Here is a 21399-nt window from a genome sequence, read left to right as displayed (position 1 = left end):
CGCTTGTGCCCGTCACGCGGGCTGTGTCCGTTCGACCCGCGCCGTACCGGACCCGGTCGTCTCCGCCAATTCCCGGCCGCTCGCGCGCCCGATCCAGATCGCCGACGCCGCGCTGATCAGACCGGCCAGCGTGCAGTAGCCGCACACCAGCCAGGGCTTGTCGGCGCCGGAGTACTGGAGCAGGGCGGTGGCGATGATCGGGGTCAGGCCGCTCGCGAAGATTCCCGAGAACTGATACACGAACGAGATGCCCGTGTAGCGCACCCGCGCCGGGAAAAGCTCAGAGAACAGAGCCGCTTCCGGCCCGTAGACGGATGCATAGAGGATGCCGAAGGGCAGGATGATCGCCATGTAGATGGCGGTGGTGCTCTCGGGATGGGTCAGGAAGATCCAGAAGGCCGGGAAGGCCGACAGTCCCGTGATGACCGAGCCCCAGGCATAGACCCGCGTCCGTCCCAAGCGGTCGGAGAGCGCGCCAAAGAAGGGGATCGTCGCGCACATCACCAGCGCGGCGGCGCAGACGCCGAGCAGCGCCTCGGTGCGCGGGATCTTGAGCGTCTGCGTCAGATAGCCGATCGAGAATACGGCGAAGATGTTGAAGAACACGCCGTCGATCATGCGCGCGCCCATGCCGGCGAGCACGTTCTTCGGGTAGCCCTTGATCATCGAGACGAAGGGGATCGCAGCCTCGCGGTTCTGCTCCTTCACCTTCGAGAACTCGGGCGTCTCCATCACGTTGAGGCGGATATAGGCGCCCACCGCCACCAGGACGACGCTGAGCAGGAAGGCGAGCCGCCAGCCCCAGGACAGGAACTGCTCGTCGGTGAGCCCGTAGGACAGCGCCGCGACGACGCCGGACGCGAGGCAGAGGCCGAGCGCCAGCCCGATCTGCGGGATGCTCGCATAGAGGCCCCGCTTCTCCGGCGGCGCGTATTCGAAGGCCATGAGCACCGCGCCGCCCCATTCGCCGCCGAGGCCGATGCCCTGGATGACGCGCAGGAACAGCAGCAGGATCGGGGCCGCCACGCCGATCTGCGCGTAGGTCGGCACCATCCCGATCAGGAAGGTCGCCACGCCCATGAGCATCAGCGTGATGACGAGCATGCTCTTGCGGCCGACCTTGTCGCCGAAATGCCCGAACACCACGCCGCCGAGCGGCCGCGCCACGAAGCCCACCGCGAAGGTGGCGTAGGCGAGCAGCGTCGAGACCAGCGGATCGCTGACCGGAAAATAGAGCTTGTTCAGGACGATGCCCGCGACAACCCCGTAGAGGAAGAAGTCGTACCACTCGATCGTCGCGCCGATCAGCGCCGCCGATACCACTCGTCCCAGGCCGCCGGGCTTTGCCGCCCCGCTCCCGTTCAGTCCCGTTCCCGCCATGATGACCGCCTCCCTCAGTGGTCGTCCCGCCTCCCTGTCCGCCGGCGGCGGATGCGGAGGTCGTGATTGTGTGTGTTTCAGTGATGCGCTTCCGCCAGTGCCGGCCGACCCGGCGCCTGGCTCGAGACCTGGACGGGCTGGCCGTCCGTCCGCGCGCGGGCGTCGGCCAGGATCATGTCCGACGCCTTCTCGGCGATCATGACCACCGGCGCGCTGGTGTTGCCCGAGATCAGCGTCGGCATGATCGAGCAGTCGACGACGCGCAGGTTCGCGATGCCGTGGACCCGCAGCCGCGCGTCCGTCACCGCCATGTCGTCGTTGCCCATCTTGCAGGTGCCGGACGGGTGGAAGATCGTCGCCCCGGTCTCGCGGGCGAAGGACAGCAGCGCGTCGTCGCCCTGGATGTCGCGGCCGGGCCTGTGCTCCTCGGAGATCAGGCCGCTCAGCGCCTTGGTGGCGGCGAGCCTGCGGGCGAACTTGATGCCCTCGACCGTGCATTGCCGGTCGGTCTCCGTGGCGAGGTAGTTCGCGCGCATCACCGGCGCCTCGAACGGATCGGCGTTGCGCAAGGTGACGGTGCCGCGCGACTCCGGCCGGAGCTGGCAGACGGAGAAGGTGCAGCCGGACCACGCATGCGGCTTGGCGCCGGCCATGTCGGCGGAGAGCGTGGCGAAGTGGAACTGCACGTCCGGGGTTCCGGGCCCCGGCATCACCCGCGTGAACAAGCCGCCCTGGTTGATGCCGACCGCGAGCGGGCCGCTGCGCGTCAGCAGCCATTGCAGGCCGATCTTCGCCTTGCCGTGCAGGGTGGCGAGCTCGTCGTTGGTGGTGATCGGCTTGGCGACCTTGTACATCAGCCGGATCTGGAGATGGTCCTGGAGGTTCTCGCCGACGCCGGGCAGGTCGTGCCTGACCTCGATGCCTTGCGCCGCGAGCGCCCCGGCCGGCCCGATGCCCGACAGCAGCAGGAGCTGCGGGCTCTGGAGGGCCCCGGCCGCCAGGACGACCTCGCGGCGCGCGCGGACCTCGCGGATCTCGCCGCCCTGCCGGTAGCGCACGCCTACCGCGCGGCGCCCGTCGAGGATCAGCCCGGTGGCCTGGGCCTCGACCTCGATGCGCAGGTTCGGACGGCCACGCGCCGGATCGAGATAGGCCACCGCCGTGCTGCATCGCCAGCCCTTGCGGGTGAAGAGCTGGTAGTAGCCGACGCCCTCCTGGTCGCCGCCGTTGAAGTCGGCCGTGCGCGGCACGCCGAGTTCGCGGGCCCCGTCGATGATGCCTTCGATCAGCTCGTGCTTATGCTCGATGTCCGAGCACCAGAGCGGGCCGTCGCCGCCATGGGCCGGCCCGGCGCCCCGCGAGTTGTGCTCTGAGCGGATGAAGTAGGGCAGCACGTCGTCCCAGGACCAGCCGGCGTTTCCGAGCTCGGCCCAATGGTCGTAGTCCTCGGCCTGCCCGCGCACGAAGATCAGGCCGTTGATGGAGCTCGACCCGCCGAGGGTGCGCCCGCGCGGCCAGTAGATCTTGCGCCCGGCCATGGCCGGCTCGGCCTCGGTGTAGAAACCCCAGTTCAGGGTCTTGTGGAACATCGTCTTCCCGTAGCCGATGGGAAGATGGATCCAGGGCGAGCTGTCGCGCGGGCCCGCCTCGAGCAGCAGAACGGAATGGCGGCCATCGGCGGACAGCCGGTTGGCCAGCACGCAGCCGGCGGTGCCCCCGCCTACCACGACGTAATCGACTTCGGCGCGCTGCATCGCCGTCTCCCTAGAAGCTACCGGGTTTTCCCGGCTCGTCCGCCCGCTCAAGCTCATTTGTCTCGAAAAACGGTACGTTTCATTCGATTAAAGTGATATATGGTGCTTCTGTCAATGCGTCGCTTGCGAAATGGGAGACGTCGGCATGCGGATCGTCCATCACCCCGGCAGCATTCTGCACGATCCGGTTTCGTTCTTCCGGCGGGGCAGCCTGATCCCGCATCCCGAGCAGGCGGCCCGCTACCTGCTGCTGCGCGACGCCGTCCGGGAGGCCGGACATGATCTCGCCGAGGCGGGGGATGCCGGCCTCGCGCCGGTCCTCTCGGTCCACGATGCCGGCTACGTCGCCTTCCTGCGGGAGGCCTGGGAGCGCCGGGGCGAGCTCGGCGAGGTCGGCGAGGAGATCCTAACCGGCCATTTCGCCCGGCCCCAGATGCGGCGGCGGCCGACGGGGATGCTCGGCCTGCTCGGGCTCTACACGGCCGATACCTCGACCCCGATCCGGGCCGGCACCTGGGCCGCGGCCTACGGGACGGCGCAGGCGGCCATCGGCGCGGCCGAGGCGGCCCTGGCGGAGGGGCGCGCCTACGCCCTCTGCCGGCCGCCCGGCCACCACGCCTATGCGGATTCAGCCGGCGGCTTCTGCTACCTGAACAACTCCGCCATCGCCGCCGGGCATCTGCGGCGCGCGACCGGCGGACCCGTCGCGATCCTCGATATCGACGTTCATCACGGCAACGGGACGCAGGGCATCTTCTATGCCCGCCCGGACGTGCTCACCGTCTCGGTCCATGCCGATCCGGCGAACTACTTCCCGTTCTTTGCCGGCTATTCCGATGAGACGGGCAGCGGCGAAGGGGCGGGTTTCAACCGCAATCTCCTCGTGGCGCACGGGGCCGGCGACGGGCCCTGGCTCGCCGCGATCCGGGAGGGGCTGGATGCCGTCGCCGCGCATCGGCCGGCCGCCCTCGTGGTGGCGCTCGGTCTCGACGCCTCTCAGGACGATCCCATCGGCGCCCTCAAGGTGACGACGGCGGGCTTCTCGGCGGCGGCCGAGGCGATCGCGCGGGCCGGACTGCCCACCGCCATCGTCCAGGAGGGAGGCTATCTGTGCGAGGCGCTGCCGCGCAATCTTGTCGCCTTCCTGGCCGCTTTCGAGGCGGCCGTGGGGTGATCGGAGCCCCCGCCGGGGGTGAAAAGATCGGTCTTCTCCCGCGAGCATCGGAGAGAGAAGAAACCTCTCGTTCCGCGCTCGAAATAGCAATACGCGACTATTGCTTCGCAGGCGGCGTCCACGACATGTAATGCCTGTGTTGAGCAAGCGAATTCAGGTCATGCGCCAGCTTCAGTTCGATCCCTTCGGCGAGCCCGTCACGCAGGATCTGCGCGGCGCTGCTGCGCCTGCGAGCCGTACGGCCTCGCGCATCGCGCTGAAGGCCGGCGTCGGCGCGTTCTGGGCGCTCGTCGTGGTGATCGTCGCGGCGCGGGCCGCCTATTTCGATCCCGACTTCGCCGAGCATTTCGGCAGCGTCGCCGCGCTCGGCCATTACCTCCAGCAGCTTATCGCCGCCTGATTCCCGCCGGCCCCCGGATCGTCCGGGAGCCGGCGTTCGGCTGCGTCACGCGCGCAGCATCTCCGCGCCGTCGCCGATGACGGATCCGGTCCCGCCGAGGGCCTGCCCCAGCAGGTGCGGGATCTCGGAAGGCGTGTCGGCGACCGCGACTCCGGCCGCTTCCAGCGCCTTTCGTTTGCCGGCATAGCTTCCCACGTTTCCAGACACGATCGCGCCGGCATGGCCCATCTTCTTGCCGGGGGGCGAAGCGCGCCCGGCGATGAAGGACACCACCGGCTTGCTCATGCCGGCGGCGTATTCGGCCGCCTCCTCCTCCATCGCTCCGCCGATTTCTCCGACGAGCACCACCGCTCGCGTGCGCTCGTCCCGGTCGAGCGCCATCAGCGCGTCGCGCGTCGTGGTGCCGATCATCGGATCGCCGCCGATCCCGAGGAAGGCCGACTGGCCGATCCCGGCGCGGGTCAGGTTCAGGCAGATCAGCGTGCCGAGGCTGCCCGAGCGTGAGATCACGCCGACCTCGCCCGGCTGGAAGATGTTGCCGTTATGCCCCGGCATGATGCCGACGAAACCTTCGCCCGGCGTGACGATGCCGGCGGTGTTCGGCCCGATGATTCGGGTGCCGTGCCGCGCTGCGGCGTGGTGGATCGCCATCACGTCGCGGGCCGGGATGTGCTCGGTGAGGATGACGACGGTCTTCGTGCCGGCCTCGATGGCGTCCACCGCCGCGTCCTTGGCGGTGGAGGGCGGGATGAACATCACGGCGACATCGAAGGGCGTCTCGGCCATGGCCGCCTTGGCGGTGGCGTAGACCGGCACGCCGAGATGCGTCTCCCCGGCGCGCTTCGGATTGACGCCGGCGACGATTCTGGTGCCGGCGCCGATCATCTTCTCGGCCCAGAAGGTCCCCTGCTTGCCGGTGATGCCCTGGACGAGGACGCGGGCGGTCTGGCGATAGATGATCATCGGGCTGCGCCTCCCTCGGCGGCGTGAACGGCGGCTTGCACCGCGTCTTCCATCAGGTCGAAGGGCTCGATGCCGAGCCCGTCGCGCACGAGGCGCACGGCCTCGTCCTCGCCGGTGCCGTGGATCGAGAAGAACACCGGCACCTGTGGGTTCAGCCGCTTCCAGGCGGTGACGACGCCTTCCGCCATCACGTCGGTGCGGGCGAAGGCGCCGCAGAAGTTGACGACGAGGCTCTTCACGCCGGGATTCGAGAGCACGAGCCGCAGCGCCGTCTCGGACTTGGTGTAGGCCTCGCCGCCGATCTCGAGGAAGTTCGCCGGCCGCCCGCCGCAATGGCTGATGACGTCCATGGTGGTCATGGTGAGCCCGGCGCCGTTGGCGAGCACGCCGACATTGCCGTCGAGCTGGATGAACTTGAGCCCGTGGTCGAGCCCCTCCTGCTCCAGCTTCGTCATCGGCTCGGCGGCGGCGGCCATGGCGAGCTCCGGCTGCCGGAAGGCAGCCGAATCGTCGAGGGTCAGCTTGCAGTCGAGGGCGACCACGCGGCCGTCGGCGAGGAGCGCCAGCGGGTTGATCTCGATCAGTTCCGCATCGACCTCGCCGCTCAGCCGGTAGAGCGCCGCCAGAATCTCCGGCACCTGTGCTTCCGCGGCGCCGAGATCGAGCCCCGCCACGAGGGCGCGGGCGGCTTGCGTATCGAATCCGGCATCCGCGTCGACGAGGTGCCGCCGCAGCGCGTCGGGACGCGTGGCCGCCACCTCCTCGATATCCATGCCGCCCTCGGTGGAGAACAGCACCAGCGGCTTGCGGCTGCCGAAATCGGTGAGGATCGCCGCGTAGAACTCGCGCTCGATCCTGGCCTGCTCCTCCAGCAGCACCGTATGGACCCGGTGCCCGTCGATGCTCATGCCGAGGATGCGCTCGGCGACGGTCCTCGCCTCGTCTGCGGTGTTCGCCGGCTTGATGCCGCCTGCCTTGCCGCGCTTGCCGGTCGGCACCTGGGCTTTCACCATGCAGGGGCCGAGTTCGGCGAAGGCGGTCGCTGCCGCCTCGGGGCTGTCGCAGAGGATGCCGCGCGGCACCGGGATGCCGGCCGGCGCGAGGACCTTCGCCTTCGCGGCGTGCTCCAGGAAGTTCATCGTCCCGCCTCCTCGTGGCCGATCTTTTTCCAATGGGGCCCGAACAGCTCCTCCTCGCTCGGCTTGTCCTCCGGGATGGGGGTGACGAGGTGGGTGATGTTGAGCATGTGCCGGTAGCTCAGGTTCTCGGAGATCGAGTTCTTCTGCCAGGAGCCGCAGCCCATGCTGAGCGTGAAGCCGAGCCCCGAGTTGAAGCCGCCGCCATTGCCGAAGGTGTGGGCGAAGTTCACCAGCACGCGCACCACGTCGAGGTCCTCGGCGAGCTCGCGGGCGCGGTCCATGTCGGTGGTGTGGATGCCGCAGGAATGCCCTCGGCCCTGGTGGTCGAGGATCTCGCGCACACGCTCCTTGGCGGCGGCGAAGTCCTTGGCGCGGTAGACGGTGAGCACCAGCGCCAGCTTCTCGCCGGAGAAGGGATGCTCCTTGCCCACGCCGTCCTCCTCCACGAGGAAATACGCCTTGCCCTCGGCTTTCGGGGACAGCTCGAACGCCTTGGCGAGCACGTCGGCGTCGCGGGCGATGAGGTCGCGGTTGAGCTTGCCCTTGACCCAAAGCTTGTCCTGAACGCGCGCCTTCTCCTGCGGCGTGCAGAGATAGGCGCCGGCCCGCTCCAGCGCCGTGATGGCCTCGTCGTAGACCGCGTCCACGATGACCACGGAGTTCTCCGAGGAGCAGGAGGTCGCGTTGTCGAAGATCTTCGAGTCGCGGATCTTTTCCGCCGCCGCGTCGAGGTCGGCGGTCTCGTCGATCATCACCGGCACGTTGCCCGCGCCGACGCCGATGGCGGGCGTGCCGCTCGAATAGGCGCGGCGCACGTTGTCCTGCGAGCCCGTCACGACCACGAGGTCGCAAAGCTTCATCAGGGTCTCGGTGGAGTCCTTCGTCACCGGGTCCGGCAGGATCTGCACGAGGTCGGCGGGAAGCCCGATGCTCGTGAGTTCGTTGCGCATCAGCTCCACCACGCGGGCGGTGGTGCGGTAGCCGAGCGGGGAGGGCGCGACCACGATGGCGTTACGGCCCTTGAGCGCCATCATCGCCTTGTTGACCGGCGTCGCGCCGGGGTTGGTGGAGGGCGTCACGGCGCCGACCACGCCCATGGGCTTGGCGTATTTCACCAGCCCCTTCTCGCGGTCGTGCTCGATCACGCCGACCGAGCGGCCGCGCAGCAGGTCGCGGAGCGTCCCGAAGGTCTTGCGCTGCTTCTTGCGGATCTTGTCGGCGACGTTGCCGAGACCGGTATCGGCCACCGCGAGTTCCGCCAGTTCGCGAGCATGCTCCGGCTTGTAGAGCGACCAGGCCAGCGCCCGGACAGCGGCGTCGGCGCCCTCCTGATCGGCCTCGGCGAAGATCTTCTGGGCGGCGCGGGCGCGGGCCATCACGGCCTCGACGGGGGAGGGATCGTAGGTCGTGGCCGGACCGGGCCGGCCGAGCGGCTGGACGAGGGCGACGGACATCGCTTGCTCCTTGGGTGAGCGGAGGAGGAGGGTTCGGAAGCCGCGCCGGGGCGCGGGAGGAGGGGTCAGGCGCTCGGCCTGACCGCCATCGGCTGGGGGGCGGGGGCCGCCGGCTCGACATCGTCGAGGAACGGCTCGTCGGGGCGCATCCTGAGGGCCAGCACCGCGCCCAGCAGCAGCAGGCCGAGGGAGGCGATGAAGGGAAGGTCCCAGCGCCCGGTGGCGTCGATGATGGCGCCGAACACCACCGGCGAGATCATGCCGGCCAGCCCGAAGCCGAAGTTCATGAAGCCCGACGCCGTGCCCGAATGCTGGGGCGCGATGTCCATGGGCACCGCCCAGATCGGCGCGACGATCAGTTCGGCGAAGAAGAACGCGCCGGACAGGCAGAGCGCCACGGTGACGAGGTCCTTCACGAAGATCACCGGCAGCATGAAGGCGAAGGCGCCGAGGAAGCCCACCACGATGACGCTGACGCGGGCCTTCGAGACGCTGCCGGTCTTCCTCAGGATGCGGTCGCTGACGATGCCGCCCACCGTGTCTCCGACGACGCCGGCGAAGAAGACGCCCGAGGCGAAGATCGCCGATTTCTTGATGTCGAGGTTGTGCTCGTGGAGGAAGTAGGAGGGAATCCAGTTGAGGAACAGCCACAGGGTCCAGCCGTAGCAGAAGTCGGTCATGGTCACGGGCATCATTCGCTTGAGCAGGCGGCGCCACGGCACGGCCTTGCGCTCGGTGGCGATCTTCATGGGCGGCAGGACGGCGAGCTCGGCCTCGGTGATGTGCTTGTGGGAGCGCGGATCGTCGCGGAAGTAGAACCACCACAGGCCGACCCAGGCGAAGCTGATCAGGCCGACGATGATGAAGGAGTCGCGCCAGGACAGGGCCACCACGAGGAAGGCGATCAGCGGCGGCGTCAGCGCGTTGCCGAGCCGGGCGAAGGCGTGGGTGATGCCTTGAGCGAAGCCGCGCCGGTCCGCCGCCATCCAGTTCGCCAGCGCGCGGGTGGCGGTGGGGAAGGCCGAGCCCTCGCCGATGCCGAGGAGGAAGCGGGCCAGCACCAGGGACATGGCGCCCTCGACGAAGCCGATGGCGACGGTGGCCGCCGACCAGATCGCTCCGCAGATCAGCAGCGTCAGGCGCGGTCCGAGGCGGTCGCCGAGCCAGCCGCCGGCGATCTGGAAGAAGGCGTAAGGGTAGGCGAAGGCCGAGAAAGCGAGGCCGAGCTCTGTATTGGTGAGGCCGAGTTCCTTCTGCATCGCCGGAGCGGCGGTGCCGATATTCACCCGGTCTATGTAGGTGACGAGATACATCAGGCAGATGATCAGCAGGACGCGATCAGTCGCCTTGAAACGGGTGAGCCCGAACATGCTGCCCTCCTGCGGGAGGCGCCGTTGGACGATCCGAGGGCGTGCGAATGCGCCGCCTCGGGTTCGGTCCCGACGCCCGTTGAGCGTTCCTCGTGGGTCGCGCGCTCGGTGTCGGCGGGTCTTTTCGCCCGCCTGAATCGGCTCACCGAGAGCGTCCGAGGGGAAAGCTAGCCCTTGCGGCAGCGAGAGAAAAATTTATTGTTTTCATCCGGGTCATTCACGATATTGATCGATATGATTCCGGATCTCGAGATTTCCCTGCTCCGGACCTTCGTGGCCGTGAACGAGACCGGCAGTATAACGTCTGCCGGCCGGCTGGTGGGGCGGACGCAGCCGGCCGTCACCCACCAGATCCAGCGGCTCGAGAAGGCGCTCGGCAAGCCGCTCTTCCAGGAGGACCGGCGGCATCTGCATCTCACCCGCGAGGGCGAGATGCTGCTCGGCTACGCGCGCACCCTGCTCAGCCTCAACGACGAGATTCGCGACCGATTCCAGGCCCCCGACATCGCCGGCCATGTGAGGCTCGGGGTGCCGGATCTCTACGCGGCCTTCCTGCTGCCCGCCGTGCTCAGCGGCTTCGCGCGGGCCTATCCGCAGATCGAGATCGAGCTGCGCTGCTCGCGCAGCCTGCCGTTGCAGGCGGCCCTGGAGCGGGAGGAGATCGACATCGCCCTCATCACGCGCCAGCCTGATTTCGGCGGCACCATGGTGCGGGCCGAGCCGCTGGTCTGGGTCGCCGCCCGCGACCGGCCGGTGGAACCGGACGGGCCCGTGCCCCTCGCCCTGCTGCCGGTGGGCAGCCTCTACCGCCAGCATGCCCTCGACGCCCTCGGCCATGTCGGGCGCTCCTGGGCGATCACCGCCGTGAGCGACAGCATCGCGGGATTGCAGGCGGCGGTCTATGCGGGGCTCGCCGTCTCGGTCTTCCCGCTCTGCGCGCTGAGCCCGCATGTGCGGCGGCTCGGGCGCGGCGACGGGATGCCCGACCTGCCGGCCCTCGACATCGTGCTTCAGCGCAAGCCGAGCGGCGTCGGAGCTGCGGCCGAACACCTGGCGCAGTATATCGTGGCCGAGCTCGGAACCTCGCCGCAGTGACAATGCTGCCATGCAGCAAGTTTGGCATTTTGATTTTGCGTCGCACCATGCATCGCGGTATTCAGGATCATCACCTGGATGCAGCGTGCCCGATGAACGACCTGACCCGCCTTCGCGAGATCCTGCCCTTCGCCGCGGCTCTCTATCTCGCCACCAGCATCGCCCAGCTCCACGCCGTCCAGCCGGGCGATCTGCACCGGACCGGCCTGAGCGTCGCCACGGTTGCCTCGGGCCTGAAGTGGCACATGCTCCAGATCGCCGGAAACGAGCGCAACGAGGGCCTCGTCTTCTACCCCGGCAACTGATCCCGCTTCTCACGACGCAAGGCCGGAACCGCGCGGTGACGCGGTCCCGGCCGTTTTTGTGAGTCCGTCAGCCGCTCAGGCGTGCTGCTGGGGCCGCATGTCGGACTTCTCGATGCCGGCGACGCCGACCGGCTTCTTCATGGCGTCGCGCCGGAAGGGCTCTCCGAGCTCCTGGTTCAGGATCACCTCGACGAAGGTCGTGATGCCGCGCGACTGGTCCTCGGTCGCCGTGCGCAGCGCGGCGGTGAGCTCCTCCTGCGTATCGACGCGCACGCCCTTGAAGCCGCAGCCGTCCGCGATCTTGGCGTAGCTCAGCTTCGGGTCGAGCTCGGTGCCGACGAAGTTGTTGTCGTACCAGAGCACGGTGTTCCGCTTCTCGGCGCCCCACTGGTAGTTGCGGAAGATCACCATCGTGATCGCCGGCCATTCCTCCCGGCCGATGGAGGTCATCTCGTTCATGGAGATGCCGAAGGCGCCGTCGCCCGCGAAGCCGAAGACCGGAACGTCCGGGCAGCCGATCTTCGCCCCGATGATCGAGGGGAAGGCGTAGCCGCAGGGGCCGAACATGCCCGGCGCCAGGTACTTCCGGCTCTGCTCGAAGGTCGGGTAGGCGTTGCCGATGGCGCAGTTGTTGCCGATATCCGTCGAGACGATGGCGTCGCGCGGCAGGCCGGCCTGGATGGCGCGCCACGCCTGGCGCGGGGACATCCGCTCACGATCGCGCACGCGGGCCTCCTCGTTCCAGGTGGTGCCCGGATCGTCGTCCTCGTGGTCGATGGAGGAGAGCGCCTGGAGCCAGGCCGACTTGGTCTGGTGGATCAGCGCCGTGCGCTGCTCGCGCCCGGCGTCGCCCGCGTGGCTCGGAAGCTGCTCGAGGAGCTGGCGGGCGACCTGCTTGGCATCGCCGCAGATGCCGACGGTGATCTTCTTGGTGAGCCCGATGCGGTCGGGATTGATGTCGACCTGGATGATCTTCGCGTTCTTCGGCCAGTAGTCGATCCCGTATCCCGGAAGCGTCGAGAACGGGTTGAGGCGGGTGCCGAGCGCCAGCACCACGTCGGCCTGGGCGATCAGCTGCATGGCCGCCTTCGAGCCGTTATAGCCGAGAGGGCCGACCGCGAGCCGGTGGCCGCCGGGGAAGGAGTCGTTGTGCTGGTAGCCGCAGCAGACCGGCGCATCGAGGCGTTCGGCCAGGGCGACGGACTCGGCCACGGCATCGCCGACGACCACGCCCGCGCCGTTGAGAATCACCGGGAACTTGGCGCTCGCGAGCAGCTCGGCCGCGTCGGCGATGGCCATCCGGCCGCCGGCCGGACGCTCCAGCCGCACGATCTGCGGCAGCTCGATGTCGATGACGTGGGTCCAGAAATCGCGCGGGACGTTGATCTGGGCCGGGGCGCAGCCGCGCCACGCCTTCTCGATCACGCGGTTCAGCACCTCGGCGACGCGCGAGGGGTCGCGGACCTCCTCCTGATAGCAGACCATGTCCTCGAACAGCGCCATCTGCTCGACTTCCTGGAAGCCGCCCTGGCCGATGGTCTTGTTGGCGGCCTGCGGCGTCACCAGCACCATGGGGGTGTGGTTCCAGTAGGCGGTCTTCATCGCGGTGACGAACCCGGTGACGCCGGGGCCGTTCTGGGCGATGGCCATGGCCATCTTGCCGGTGGCGCGGGTGTAGCCGTCGCAGATCAGCCCGGCATTGGTCTCGTGCGCGCAATCCCAGAAGGTGATGCCGGCGCGCGGAAACAGGTCGGACACCGGCATCATGGCCGAGCCGATGATGCCGAACGCGTGTTCGATCCCATGCATCTGAAGGACTTTGATGAAGGCCTCTTCGGTGGTCATCCTCATGGCGCGATCTCTCTTGTCGGCACGATTGCGATGCGTGACGGCGATGGATGGTGGCCGTAGCCGCCCCCGGTCCGCATGCGGACCCTCGCCGTCCCTCCCTGACGCCGTGCCGTTCGGTGGCACCGCATGATCGGACCTTGGCGGCCCGCGCGCCGGAATGCAAGAAAAATCTCGTTTTACACCTTTATTCGTTCTGAAAATCGGAATATGAGGCTATCTGTCATGGAAGACGCCACCGACTCCTCTCCCGCTCTGAAAGCGTTCGGCCTCCTGGAGACCATCGCCGCGATGGACCATGCGCCGACGCTCGCCGAGCTGACGGAGACGGCGAACCTGCCGAAACCCACCCTGCACCGCTGGCTGGCGATGCTGGAGGGGGCGGATCTGGTGCGCCGGCTCCCGGACGGGCGGCGCTACGAGCTCGCCTCGCGCGCCACCGCGCTCGCCTTCGCGATCCTGTCCAACAATCCGGGCTCGACCCTGCGCCACCAGATCCTCCAGCGGGTCGCGCACGATCTCGGCGAATCGTGCAACCTCACGGTGCTCCAGGGCACGGAGGTGATGTATCTCGACCGCGTCGAGGCGGCGCTGCCGCTCCGCGTGGCCTTCCAGAAGGGCTCGCGGGTGCCGGCCCATTGCTCGGCCAGCGGCAAGATGTTCCTCGCGCATATGCCGCCGGCCAAGCGCCAGCGGCTGATCGGGACCCTGGTCTTCGAGCGCTACACCGAGAACACCCTCACCGACCCGGCCGCGTTCGAGGCCGAGCTCTCCCGGATCAAGCGCCTCGGCTACGCCCTCGACGACGAGGAGTTCCTCTCGGGCCTCTTTTGCGTCGCGGTGCCGATCTTCGACAAGGCCGGCAAGGATTGCATCGCCGCGATCGCCCTCCAGGCGCCGGTGGTGCGCCTGTCGCGCGACAACGCCGCCGAGCGGCTGCCCGCCCTCCGTACCGCCGCCGACGCCCTGTCGGCCACCTTGTCATGATACCGGCAGGAGCCGACCGATGTCGTTGATGCCCGCGACCGTTTCTTCCATGGGCTTCGCCCGGCCCGTCTTCGCCCATCCGAGGCTCGACGCGCTCTCCGAGCGGGCGCGCGCCTGCGGGAAGCTGCGCGTCGGCGTGGTCTATCCGTGCGAGGAGGGCGCCCTCGGCGCCGCGCTGGAGGCGAGCGAGCAGGGCTTCATCGATCCCGTGCTGATCGGCCCCTCGGCGCAGATCCGGGCGATCGCGGCCGCGTCGGGCAGGGATCTCGCCGGCATCGTGATCGTGGAGGCGGCCGATGCCCGCTCGGCCGCCCGCAGCGCCGTGGCGCTGGCGGCGGCGGGGGAGGTCGGCGCCCTGATGAAGGGGTCGCTCCACACCGACGAGATGCTCGGCGCCGTGGTCGGCCGCGAGAGCCCGCTGCGCACCGGGCGGCGCGCCAGCCACGTCTTCTGGTTCGACTGCCCGAACTACCACAAGCCGCTGATGCTCACCGACGCGGTGGTGAACATCGCTCCCGGCCTGATGGAGAAGGCCGATATCGTGCGCAACGCCATCGACCTCGCCCACGGGCTCGATATCGGCAATCCCAAGGTGGCGATCCTCGCCGCCGTCGAGACGGTGAACCCCGCGCTGCCCTCGACCATCGATGCCGCCGCGCTCTGCAAGATGGCCGACCGCGGCCAGATCACCGGCGCGACCCTCGACGGGCCCCTCGGCTTCGACAACGCGGTCTCCCTCGATTCGGCGAGCACCAAGGGCATCGTCTCGCTCGTCGCGGGCGAGCCGGACATCCTCGTCGTGCCGAATCTCGATGCCGGCAACAGCCTCTACAAGTCGCTGGTCTATCTCGGCGGCGCGGCCTGCGCCGGCCTCGTGCTTGGCGCGCGCATCCCGATCATCCTGACGAGCCGGGCCGATTCCCGGCAGGCCCGCATCGCCTCCTGCGCGCTCGCCGCGCTGACGGCGCGGCAATTCGGCGCCTGAGGGGCGCCGCGCTTTCCATCCCGTCGCGAGTCTGTGGCCGGCGAGACGGGATCGTCCGGCGCATGAAGTTTCCGCTTCCGAAACGAGAAGAGGCCGGGCGTTCTCGCCCGGCCTCTTTCCGTTCGGCGGATGCCGCCTGCCTTACGGCGTGTAGACGACGTGGATGGTGTCGGCGTTGTGGACCTGGGCCTCGCCGGCCTGGGCGATGGACACCGCGATGTCGGCGCGGGAGGCCGTGCCCGAGTCGATCTGCGAGGCATAGACCGCCAGCTCGCTGTTCGAGCCGGTGCGGCCGAGCAGGTTCTGGTAGAGCAGGCCGACGAAGTCGGTGCTCGACAGGCTGGAATGCGAGGCCGTGAACTCGGGGCTCGAGAGCAGGCTGGTGGCGATGCTCGACAGGCTGGTGCCGCTGTCGTTCATGTTCCACCAGAAGTGCAGGCCGGCCGAATCCGCGTCGCGGCCGAGGATGCCGTCGTAGAGGCGGGCGATGGTCGCCTGGTCCGCGGTGTTGGCGTTGATGATCAGGCCGCCATCGCTGAACCGGATGTACTCGGCATCCTTGAGCACCGTCGTCGAGGACGGGTTGGCGTCGAACAGCACCGTGGTCTCGCCGTCGAAGGAGGCCTGGAAGTCGCCCTTGCTGCCGGTGAAGTTGACCACGTCGAAGCCGGCGCCGCCCATGACCGTCTGCGAGCCGTCCGGGACGATGCTGAAGGTGTGGGGCGTGGTGTCGGTCGAGCCGGCGACCGTCGAGACCAGCGTCGTCGTCGCGGTGGTGCCGGCACCTTCGAAGGAATGCACGAAGCCCAGCAGCACCTCGGCGCGGCTCGTGCCGTTCGCGAGCGAGCCTTCCCAATAGGCCAGCCCCCCGGCGTCGGGCGCGCGGTTGAAGAAGGTGGCGTAGAGGTTCTGGACGAAGGCGGCGTCGCTCTGGGCCGAGCCGAAGCCGTGGGCGGCGGCCTCATCCGAGTTCAGGAACTGGCTGGCGATCGAGTCGACCGACACGCCGCGCGACAGGGCGGCGAACCAGTTCGCCATGCCGTCGGCATCGGCGGTGCGGTCGAAGAGGGCTTCGTACATGCGCGAGACGGCGGCCTGATCGGCGGTGGTCGCGCGTACGATCGTGCTGCCGTCGGCGTTCTGGACGATCTCGGCGTTCCTGATGGTGCTGACAGTTCCGTCGGAGTCGGTGACGACGATGTCGCCGCTGCTGTTGAGCGTGACGCTCTGCGGCGTCGTGGACAGCTTCACCACGTCGAAGCCGCCGCCGGTGTCGACGGTGGCGGAGCTCTTGCCGAGCGTGACGGTGTCGCTGCCGTAGCCCGACTGGACCGTCGCCTTGCCGCCATTGGTCAGGTCGACCGTGTTCGCGGTGTTGCCGAGGGTGACGGTGAGGTCGCCCGAGCCGGCGACCACCGTCGAGGGGCCGCTGCCGAACATGCCCAGCGTCGTGGTGCCGGTGCCGGTCGAGACGTAGTTCGTGCCGGCATTGGTGAAGGCCAGCGAGGACTGGGTGCTGCCGGTGACGACGACGTGGTCGCCGCCGCCGATGGTGCCGGAGACCGTTCCGGAGCCCTGGAGATTGATGATGGTGGAGGGGGTGACGCTCGAAACGTCGCCGCCGCTGGTGGTGTCGACATTGACGACGGGCGCGGTCGGAACATCGCCGAGGACGACGTTCTGGACCTGGACGGTCGGCGTGCTGCCCGAGCCGCTCGAGAACTTCGCGATCGCGTCCTGAAGGGTGGTGTAGAGAGTGGGATCGAACGGAGAGAGGTTCGCGAGATCGAGCGTTACCTGAACGCTCGGAGCTTCATACGGGCTGGCCATCTCTACTCATCCTCAGACCGGGACCACGTCGTCCCTATTTGCGGGCTGCGCCCAGCGATGGGTGCGCTCGGTCGAGCGGCGCTGGCTTTCGGACAAGAGGAACCGTTCGCGCGGAGAAGCCTCCGCGCGCCTGTCCAATACTGTCCGAAGCTGGCACCCCTCGATCGCGGCCGGCTTTAACCGGCTCTTAACTCGCCTCTCTCTTCCGCCATGTGGTGCGGTGCGTCAAGCGGGTTTCGATCAAATGTGATCCTTTAACCAAGAGTAATGGTGAACATCCGCAGGGCCTCGGGCCGCGCGCCCGCTGTCTCGTCGTCTAACGGGTTGCGTGTGTTGATAAGGACACGGAGCGGCCGGAGCTCGCTACCTACGTATAGCGAGATCGACGACGGATAGACTGTATTTGGCCGAAAATTCGAGCCGATAGACCATCGACAAGAACTTCTGGCGATGCGGCTGAAAACCGATGGTTGTCGAGGTGTATACATGGCGGGATTTACGGCAATCACGGTTCCGTGATGCTCGGCTCGCCTTGGCCGTTCCGCCTTATGCTGCGGCGCATCTCCGAAACGGCGCGAGGCCGCCCGGTATCGGGCGGCCTCGCGGTTCGTTCTTCGGATAGGCGGCCCGCACCCCCTGCGGGCTGGGGGGGCGTCAGAAGGCGTAGCGCACGCCGCCCCGCACCGCCTGGATCGTGTCGCTGGAGGCGAGCTCGGCATCGTAGTTCACGAAGCCCGTCCAGCCCGGCGCCAGGGCCGCGCCGATACCGACCCCGACGAGGGCCCGGTCGCGGTCGAGGCGCCGGCCGTTGACGAGGAAGGGCACCGCCGGGGCCAGCGCGAAGGACGAGACGATCGTCCGGCTGACATCGGCGAAGTCGTGGACGTAAGCCGCCTTGATCCCGAAGGTCACGGCCGTGGCGCCCAGCGTCACCGTGGATTCGAGCCGGCCGCCGACGAGGGTGCGGGCCGACAGGAAGTCCTTCGAGGCGACGTTGAGGTTGAACGGTCCGACGCCGATCTCGCGCACCCGGTCCTGATCGAAGGTGTTCACCTGGAAGCCGACGAAGGGGGAGAGCGTGGTGCCGGGGGTGTAGGCGATGAGGTAGCCCGCCTCGCCGGCCGACAGGAACTGGTCCCCGCCGATGCTGCCGCGCGCGCCGCCGGGCTGGAGGGCGCCGAGGCCGAGCGGACGGGTCAGCCGGCCGTCGGCATGGGCGTAGCCGAGCGCCGCCGTGGCATAGAACGCCCCGCTGCTGATCCCGCCATAGACGCCGACCTGGCCGTTGTCGGTATGGGCGCGCTCGCCCGTCCGGTTGAGGCTGACATCCACCGAGCCGTAGCCCGCCGCGATGCCGAGGACGGTGCCGGCCTGCGGGTGGAAGTCGACGCCCGTGGCGATGCCCGCGATGGTCTCGCTGCGGCCGGCCGCGTTCGGGGTGCCGTTCACGCTGCCGAACTGGCCGTAGCCAGTGGCCCAGAGGGCGTAGCCGCGGCTCGTCTCGATCACCTTCGGCTCCGGCACCGGACCGCGGCGGGGCAGGTCGGCGGCGTAGACCGCCGGCGGCAGGGTGAAGCTCTGCGGGCCGGCCTCGAAGGTCGCGGAATAGGCCCGGTTGAGCATCTGGTCGCCGAAGGCGCGGCCGGAGCGGAGCTGCGGGTCGGCCATCGAGGCGTAGCCCTGGCCCGCGAGCCGGTCGAGGATGCCGGCGAGGGCGGTGTTGCTCTGGCTGTCGAGGGCGGCGAGCGTCGCCGGGCTGCCGGCCAGCGCCGCATCGAGGCCGCGCGCGGCGGCGGCCTGGTTCGGGGTCTGCGCCACGAGACCGAAGCTCTGCTGGGCGAGGGTCACATAGGCGTTGGTGGCGTCCGTGCTGGCGATGGGGCGCAGCAGGAAGGGCAGGCCGTTCGACGTGACCGAGGCGAAGGCGCCCGAGACGCCGCCGGTGGCCGAGAGCACCGTGTAGCGGGTGCCGGGGGTGTAGGTGCCCGTCTGCGCCGTCACGCCGAGCGTTCCGGCGAGCGCTGCGGTGCCGCCGACGGCGAGGCGCGAGGACTGTCCGGTCGCGGCGATGGTGGCCCCGAGGGTGCCGCCCGCCTGCTGAACGTAATTGCCCGTGACGGCGAGGGTCCCGAGCGGGGCTGCCGCGCTGCCGGGCGCGACGAGGCCGGCATTCGTCAGGGTGCCGCCGATGGTGCCGGTGCCGGCGAGCGCGCCGGCCGCGCCGACCAGGGTGTTGGCGTTCAGCACGCTGTTCACGGTGAGCCTGCCGCCCGTCACCGAGGCGCCGCTCTTGAAGGCCTGCGTCGAGCCGCCCGCGAGCGTCCAGGCGCCGTCGGCCTGCGACAGGGTCGTGAAGCCCGCGACGTTGCTCGTGAGCGTCCCGGTGCCGGTGAGCACCAGCGCGTTGGTGCCGAGGCCCGTGGCGGTGATGTTGCCGCCGATGCTCGATCCGGTGCCGAGCGTCACCGTGTTCCGGCTCGTCGCCACATCGGCGTAGGTGATGTTGCCGCTGATCCGGCCGGTGTTGGTCAGGCTGTGGTTACCCATGCCGTAGGCGATGGCGCCGTTGATGGTGCCGGCATTGGTGGTGGCGCTGTTGCGGCGGTTCGCGGTGGTGCCGTTCTGCGGGTCGGCGTCGATGAAGCGCACGTCGCCGGTGATGACGCCGGTGGCGCCGTTGGTCAGCGTCGAGTCGCCCTTGCCGTAGATCACGATGGCCTGGCCGCCGGTCGGCCCGGTGATCTGGCCGTCGTTGACGATGGTGAAGGTCTGGGCGCGGCCCTGGATGGCGCGGACGCCCGTTCCGGTGCCGGTGAGGCGCCCGTTGGCGCCGTTGGTGACGGTGAGCGCGGCGACGTCGTCGTCGGAATCGATCGCCGCGACGGCGGCCGTGCCGGTGCTCGAGGCCGAGCGCGTGGCCGAGATGGTGCCGTTGTTGGTCACGAACATCGAGGCGATGTTCTCGCCGGCATAGACGCCGCGCGAGATGCCGATGCCGTTCTCCGTCACCGAGATGGTGCCGTTATTGACGACGCGCACATTGGCGAAGTCGGCCCCCGTCGAGTTGGCGAGCACGCCGTAGACGCGGGTCGCCGAGGTGTTGGCGCGGCCGGCGACGCCGGTGCCGGTGAGCGTGCCGTTGTTGACCACCGTCGTGTTCGAGCCGGAGAGGTTCACGCGCCGGTCGGTGAGGGTGTTGTTGACGGTGAGCTGCGCGCCCGAGCCCGTCACCTGGATCTGGCCGCCGATGGTCTGGGTCGAGCCGGCGGCGAGGGTCAGGGTGCCGCCCGCGACGGTGAGGTCGCCGGAGATCGCCTGGCTGGAGCCGGCGCCGAGCGTCCAGGCGCCGGCGGTCTGGGTGAGGGTGGTAAAGCCCGTGAGCGCGCCGGTGAGCGTGCCCGTGCCCGAGAGGTTCAGGGCGTTCGCGCCGAGGCCCCGGCCGGTGATGTTGCCGCCGATCACCGAGCCGGTGCCGAGATTGACGGTGTTCACGCTGCCGGCGACGTCGAGGAAGGTGATGTTGCCGGTGATGCGGCCGGTGTTGTTCACCGTCTGGCCGCCGCCGCCGAACACGGCGTTGCCGTTGATGGTGCCCGCGTTGGTGAGCGTGCCGGTGCGACGGTTGATGACCGTGCTCGTCGCGGTCTGCTGATCGACGTCGGTGTTGCGGACGTCGCCGTTGATGACCCCCGTCGCCGTGTTGACGATGACGGTGTTGTAGGGCTTCACCGTCGAGCCGGTATAGGTGGCGATCGCCGCCTCGAAACCCGTCGGCGTCGAGCCGGGTGTCGCCGTGATGGTGCCGCTGTTGTTGATCTCGTACTGACCGGCGCGGCCGTTGACCGCCCGCGTGTTGGTGCCGCTGGCGGTGATCTGCGCGCCGGCGGCGTTGTTGACGACGAGCCGGTCGGTGTCGTCGTCGGAATCGATCGCCGCGACGGCGCTGGTCGTCGCGGTGGCGGTGGTGCCGCGCGTCGCCGAGATCGTGCCCGAGTTGTTGACCGTGAAGAGCGTCGTGTTCTCGCCGGCATAGATGCCGCGGGCGATGCCGTTGCCGTTCTGCGTGACCGCGATGGAGCCGGAGTTGTTGACCGTGGTCCCGGTCCATTGCTGGCCGTCCGGCGCGCTCGAATAGGCGCCGTAGACGCGGGTCGTGGTGTTGCCGGCCGGCGCCGTCAGCGTGATCGAGCCGGAATTGGTCAGCGTCGAGCCGGTGCCGGCGAGGTTGACGCCGAAATTGTCGCGATTGAGCGGCGCTGTGTTGGCGATGCTGCCGGCGTTGTTGACGGTGCTCGTCGCGTTGACGCGAACGTTGGTGAAGCTGGGATTGGCGCCCGCGCTCGTCTGCTGGGAGCCGATGGTGGCGCCCGAGGCGATGTTCACCGTCAGGCTATTGACGCCGGTCGGAGCGATGAAGCCGGTCGGCTGCGTGCCGGTGCAGGCCACGGTCTGGCCGGTGGCGGGGGCGGCGGGCTGGCAATCGGCCAGCACGTCGGCGACCGTCACGCACCAGACGGGAACACTGAGCAGCAAAGAACGACGGACGGACAAACCAAGGTTTGGCACGAGTGAGACCCCCCAGCTATTTTTGGTTCTTCGTCATACGGGGTTGATCGGGACTAGAACGAGCCAGCGTCCAAATCGGCTTCCAGGGTTGCTAGGTTACTGCCGGACCACACCCACGCCTCGCCCGGCAGCAGGTCGTCCTCGTCCGG

15 protein-coding genes are annotated in these 21399 nt (G+C 68.9%); 6 read left to right on the top strand and 9 right to left on the bottom strand.

Translation table 11 applies throughout. The features are described from left to right. Positions 1–12 precede the first annotated feature (12 nt). Positions 13–1380: an MFS transporter gene (locus tag ACP56T_RS20840; RefSeq protein WP_430914043.1), complete on the bottom strand. Its 1368-nt coding sequence runs from the start codon at positions 1378–1380 to the stop codon at positions 13–15. Positions 1381–1457: 77 nt separating this feature from the next. Continuing rightward, positions 1458–3134, bottom strand: a complete 1677-nt coding sequence (locus ACP56T_RS20835) for a GMC family oxidoreductase (RefSeq protein WP_430914042.1) — start codon at positions 3132–3134, stop codon at positions 1458–1460. A gap of 145 nt (positions 3135–3279) precedes the next feature. Here ACP56T_RS20835 and ACP56T_RS20830 point away from each other — a divergent pair, with 145 nt between their 5' ends. Further along, entirely contained in the window at positions 3280–4308 is a 1029-nt protein-coding gene (locus ACP56T_RS20830) for a histone deacetylase family protein (protein ID WP_430914041.1), read from the top strand. Positions 4309–4468: 160 nt separating this feature from the next. After that, positions 4469–4708 carry a hypothetical protein gene (locus tag ACP56T_RS20825; protein WP_430914040.1) on the top strand — a complete coding sequence of 80 codons (240 nt, stop codon included), beginning with the start codon at positions 4469–4471 and terminating at the stop codon, positions 4706–4708. Between the two features lie 45 nt (positions 4709–4753). On the opposite strand, the gene sucD is transcribed toward ACP56T_RS20825, so the two are convergent. The 4 genes from sucD to ACP56T_RS20805 form a co-directional block, all read right to left on the bottom strand. Then, positions 4754–5671, bottom strand: a complete 918-nt coding sequence (gene sucD / locus ACP56T_RS20820) for a succinate--CoA ligase subunit alpha (protein WP_430914039.1) — start codon at positions 5669–5671, stop codon at positions 4754–4756. After that, complete coding sequence (locus tag ACP56T_RS20815; protein WP_430914038.1) at positions 5668–6810, bottom strand: succinate--CoA ligase subunit beta; 1143 nt, start codon at positions 6808–6810, stop codon at positions 5668–5670. Before ACP56T_RS20815 ends, sucD begins: the two co-directional genes overlap by 4 nt. Next, a complete protein-coding gene (sauS, locus tag ACP56T_RS20810; RefSeq protein ID WP_430914037.1) occupies positions 6807–8264 on the bottom strand; it encodes an acylating sulfoacetaldehyde dehydrogenase in 1458 nt (485 codons plus the stop codon). Before sauS ends, ACP56T_RS20815 begins: the two co-directional genes overlap by 4 nt. A 65-nt stretch (positions 8265–8329) precedes the next feature. Next, on the bottom strand, positions 8330–9634 hold the full coding sequence (locus tag ACP56T_RS20805; RefSeq protein WP_430914036.1) for an MFS transporter: 1305 nt from the start codon (positions 9632–9634) through the stop codon (positions 8330–8332). A gap of 234 nt (positions 9635–9868) precedes the next feature. On the opposite strand from ACP56T_RS20805, the gene ACP56T_RS20800 reads away from it, so the two are divergent. Beyond that, positions 9869–10729: a LysR substrate-binding domain-containing protein gene (locus ACP56T_RS20800; RefSeq protein ID WP_430914035.1), complete on the top strand. Its 861-nt coding sequence runs from the start codon at positions 9869–9871 to the stop codon at positions 10727–10729. Between the two features lie 92 nt (positions 10730–10821). Then, entirely contained in the window at positions 10822–11034 is a 213-nt protein-coding gene (locus ACP56T_RS20795) for a hypothetical protein (RefSeq protein WP_430914034.1), read from the top strand. A gap of 75 nt (positions 11035–11109) precedes the next feature. On the opposite strand, the gene xsc is transcribed toward ACP56T_RS20795, so the two are convergent. Beyond that, entirely contained in the window at positions 11110–12885 is a 1776-nt protein-coding gene (gene xsc / locus ACP56T_RS20790) for a sulfoacetaldehyde acetyltransferase (RefSeq protein ID WP_430914033.1), read from the bottom strand. 222 nt (positions 12886–13107) lie between these two features. Between xsc and ACP56T_RS20785 the strand changes: the two genes are divergently transcribed. Both ACP56T_RS20785 and ACP56T_RS20780 read left to right on the top strand, forming a co-directional pair. Further along, entirely contained in the window at positions 13108–13869 is a 762-nt protein-coding gene (locus ACP56T_RS20785) for an IclR family transcriptional regulator (RefSeq protein WP_430914032.1), read from the top strand. Positions 13870–13897: 28 nt separating this feature from the next. After that, positions 13898–14854 carry a bifunctional enoyl-CoA hydratase/phosphate acetyltransferase gene (locus ACP56T_RS20780; RefSeq protein ID WP_430914050.1) on the top strand — a complete coding sequence of 319 codons (957 nt, stop codon included), beginning with the start codon at positions 13898–13900 and terminating at the stop codon, positions 14852–14854. Positions 14855–14995: 141 nt separating this feature from the next. Here ACP56T_RS20780 and ACP56T_RS20775 read toward each other — a convergent pair whose 3' ends face one another. Continuing rightward, positions 14996–16684, bottom strand: coding sequence for a DUF4214 domain-containing protein (locus ACP56T_RS20775; RefSeq protein ID WP_430914031.1), 1689 nt, complete (start codon positions 16682–16684; stop codon positions 14996–14998). A gap of 654 nt (positions 16685–17338) precedes the next feature. Continuing rightward, positions 17339–21190, bottom strand: a complete 3852-nt coding sequence (locus tag ACP56T_RS20770) for an autotransporter outer membrane beta-barrel domain-containing protein (RefSeq protein WP_430914030.1) — start codon at positions 21188–21190, stop codon at positions 17339–17341. Positions 21191–21399 lie beyond the last annotated feature (209 nt).

The organism is Methylobacterium endophyticum, from assembly GCF_050591105.1.
Taxonomy (GTDB): Bacteria; Pseudomonadota; Alphaproteobacteria; order Rhizobiales; family Beijerinckiaceae; genus Methylobacterium.
Note: the sequence above shows the minus strand (reverse complement) of the source record. Positions and strands in the feature narration are given on the sequence as shown.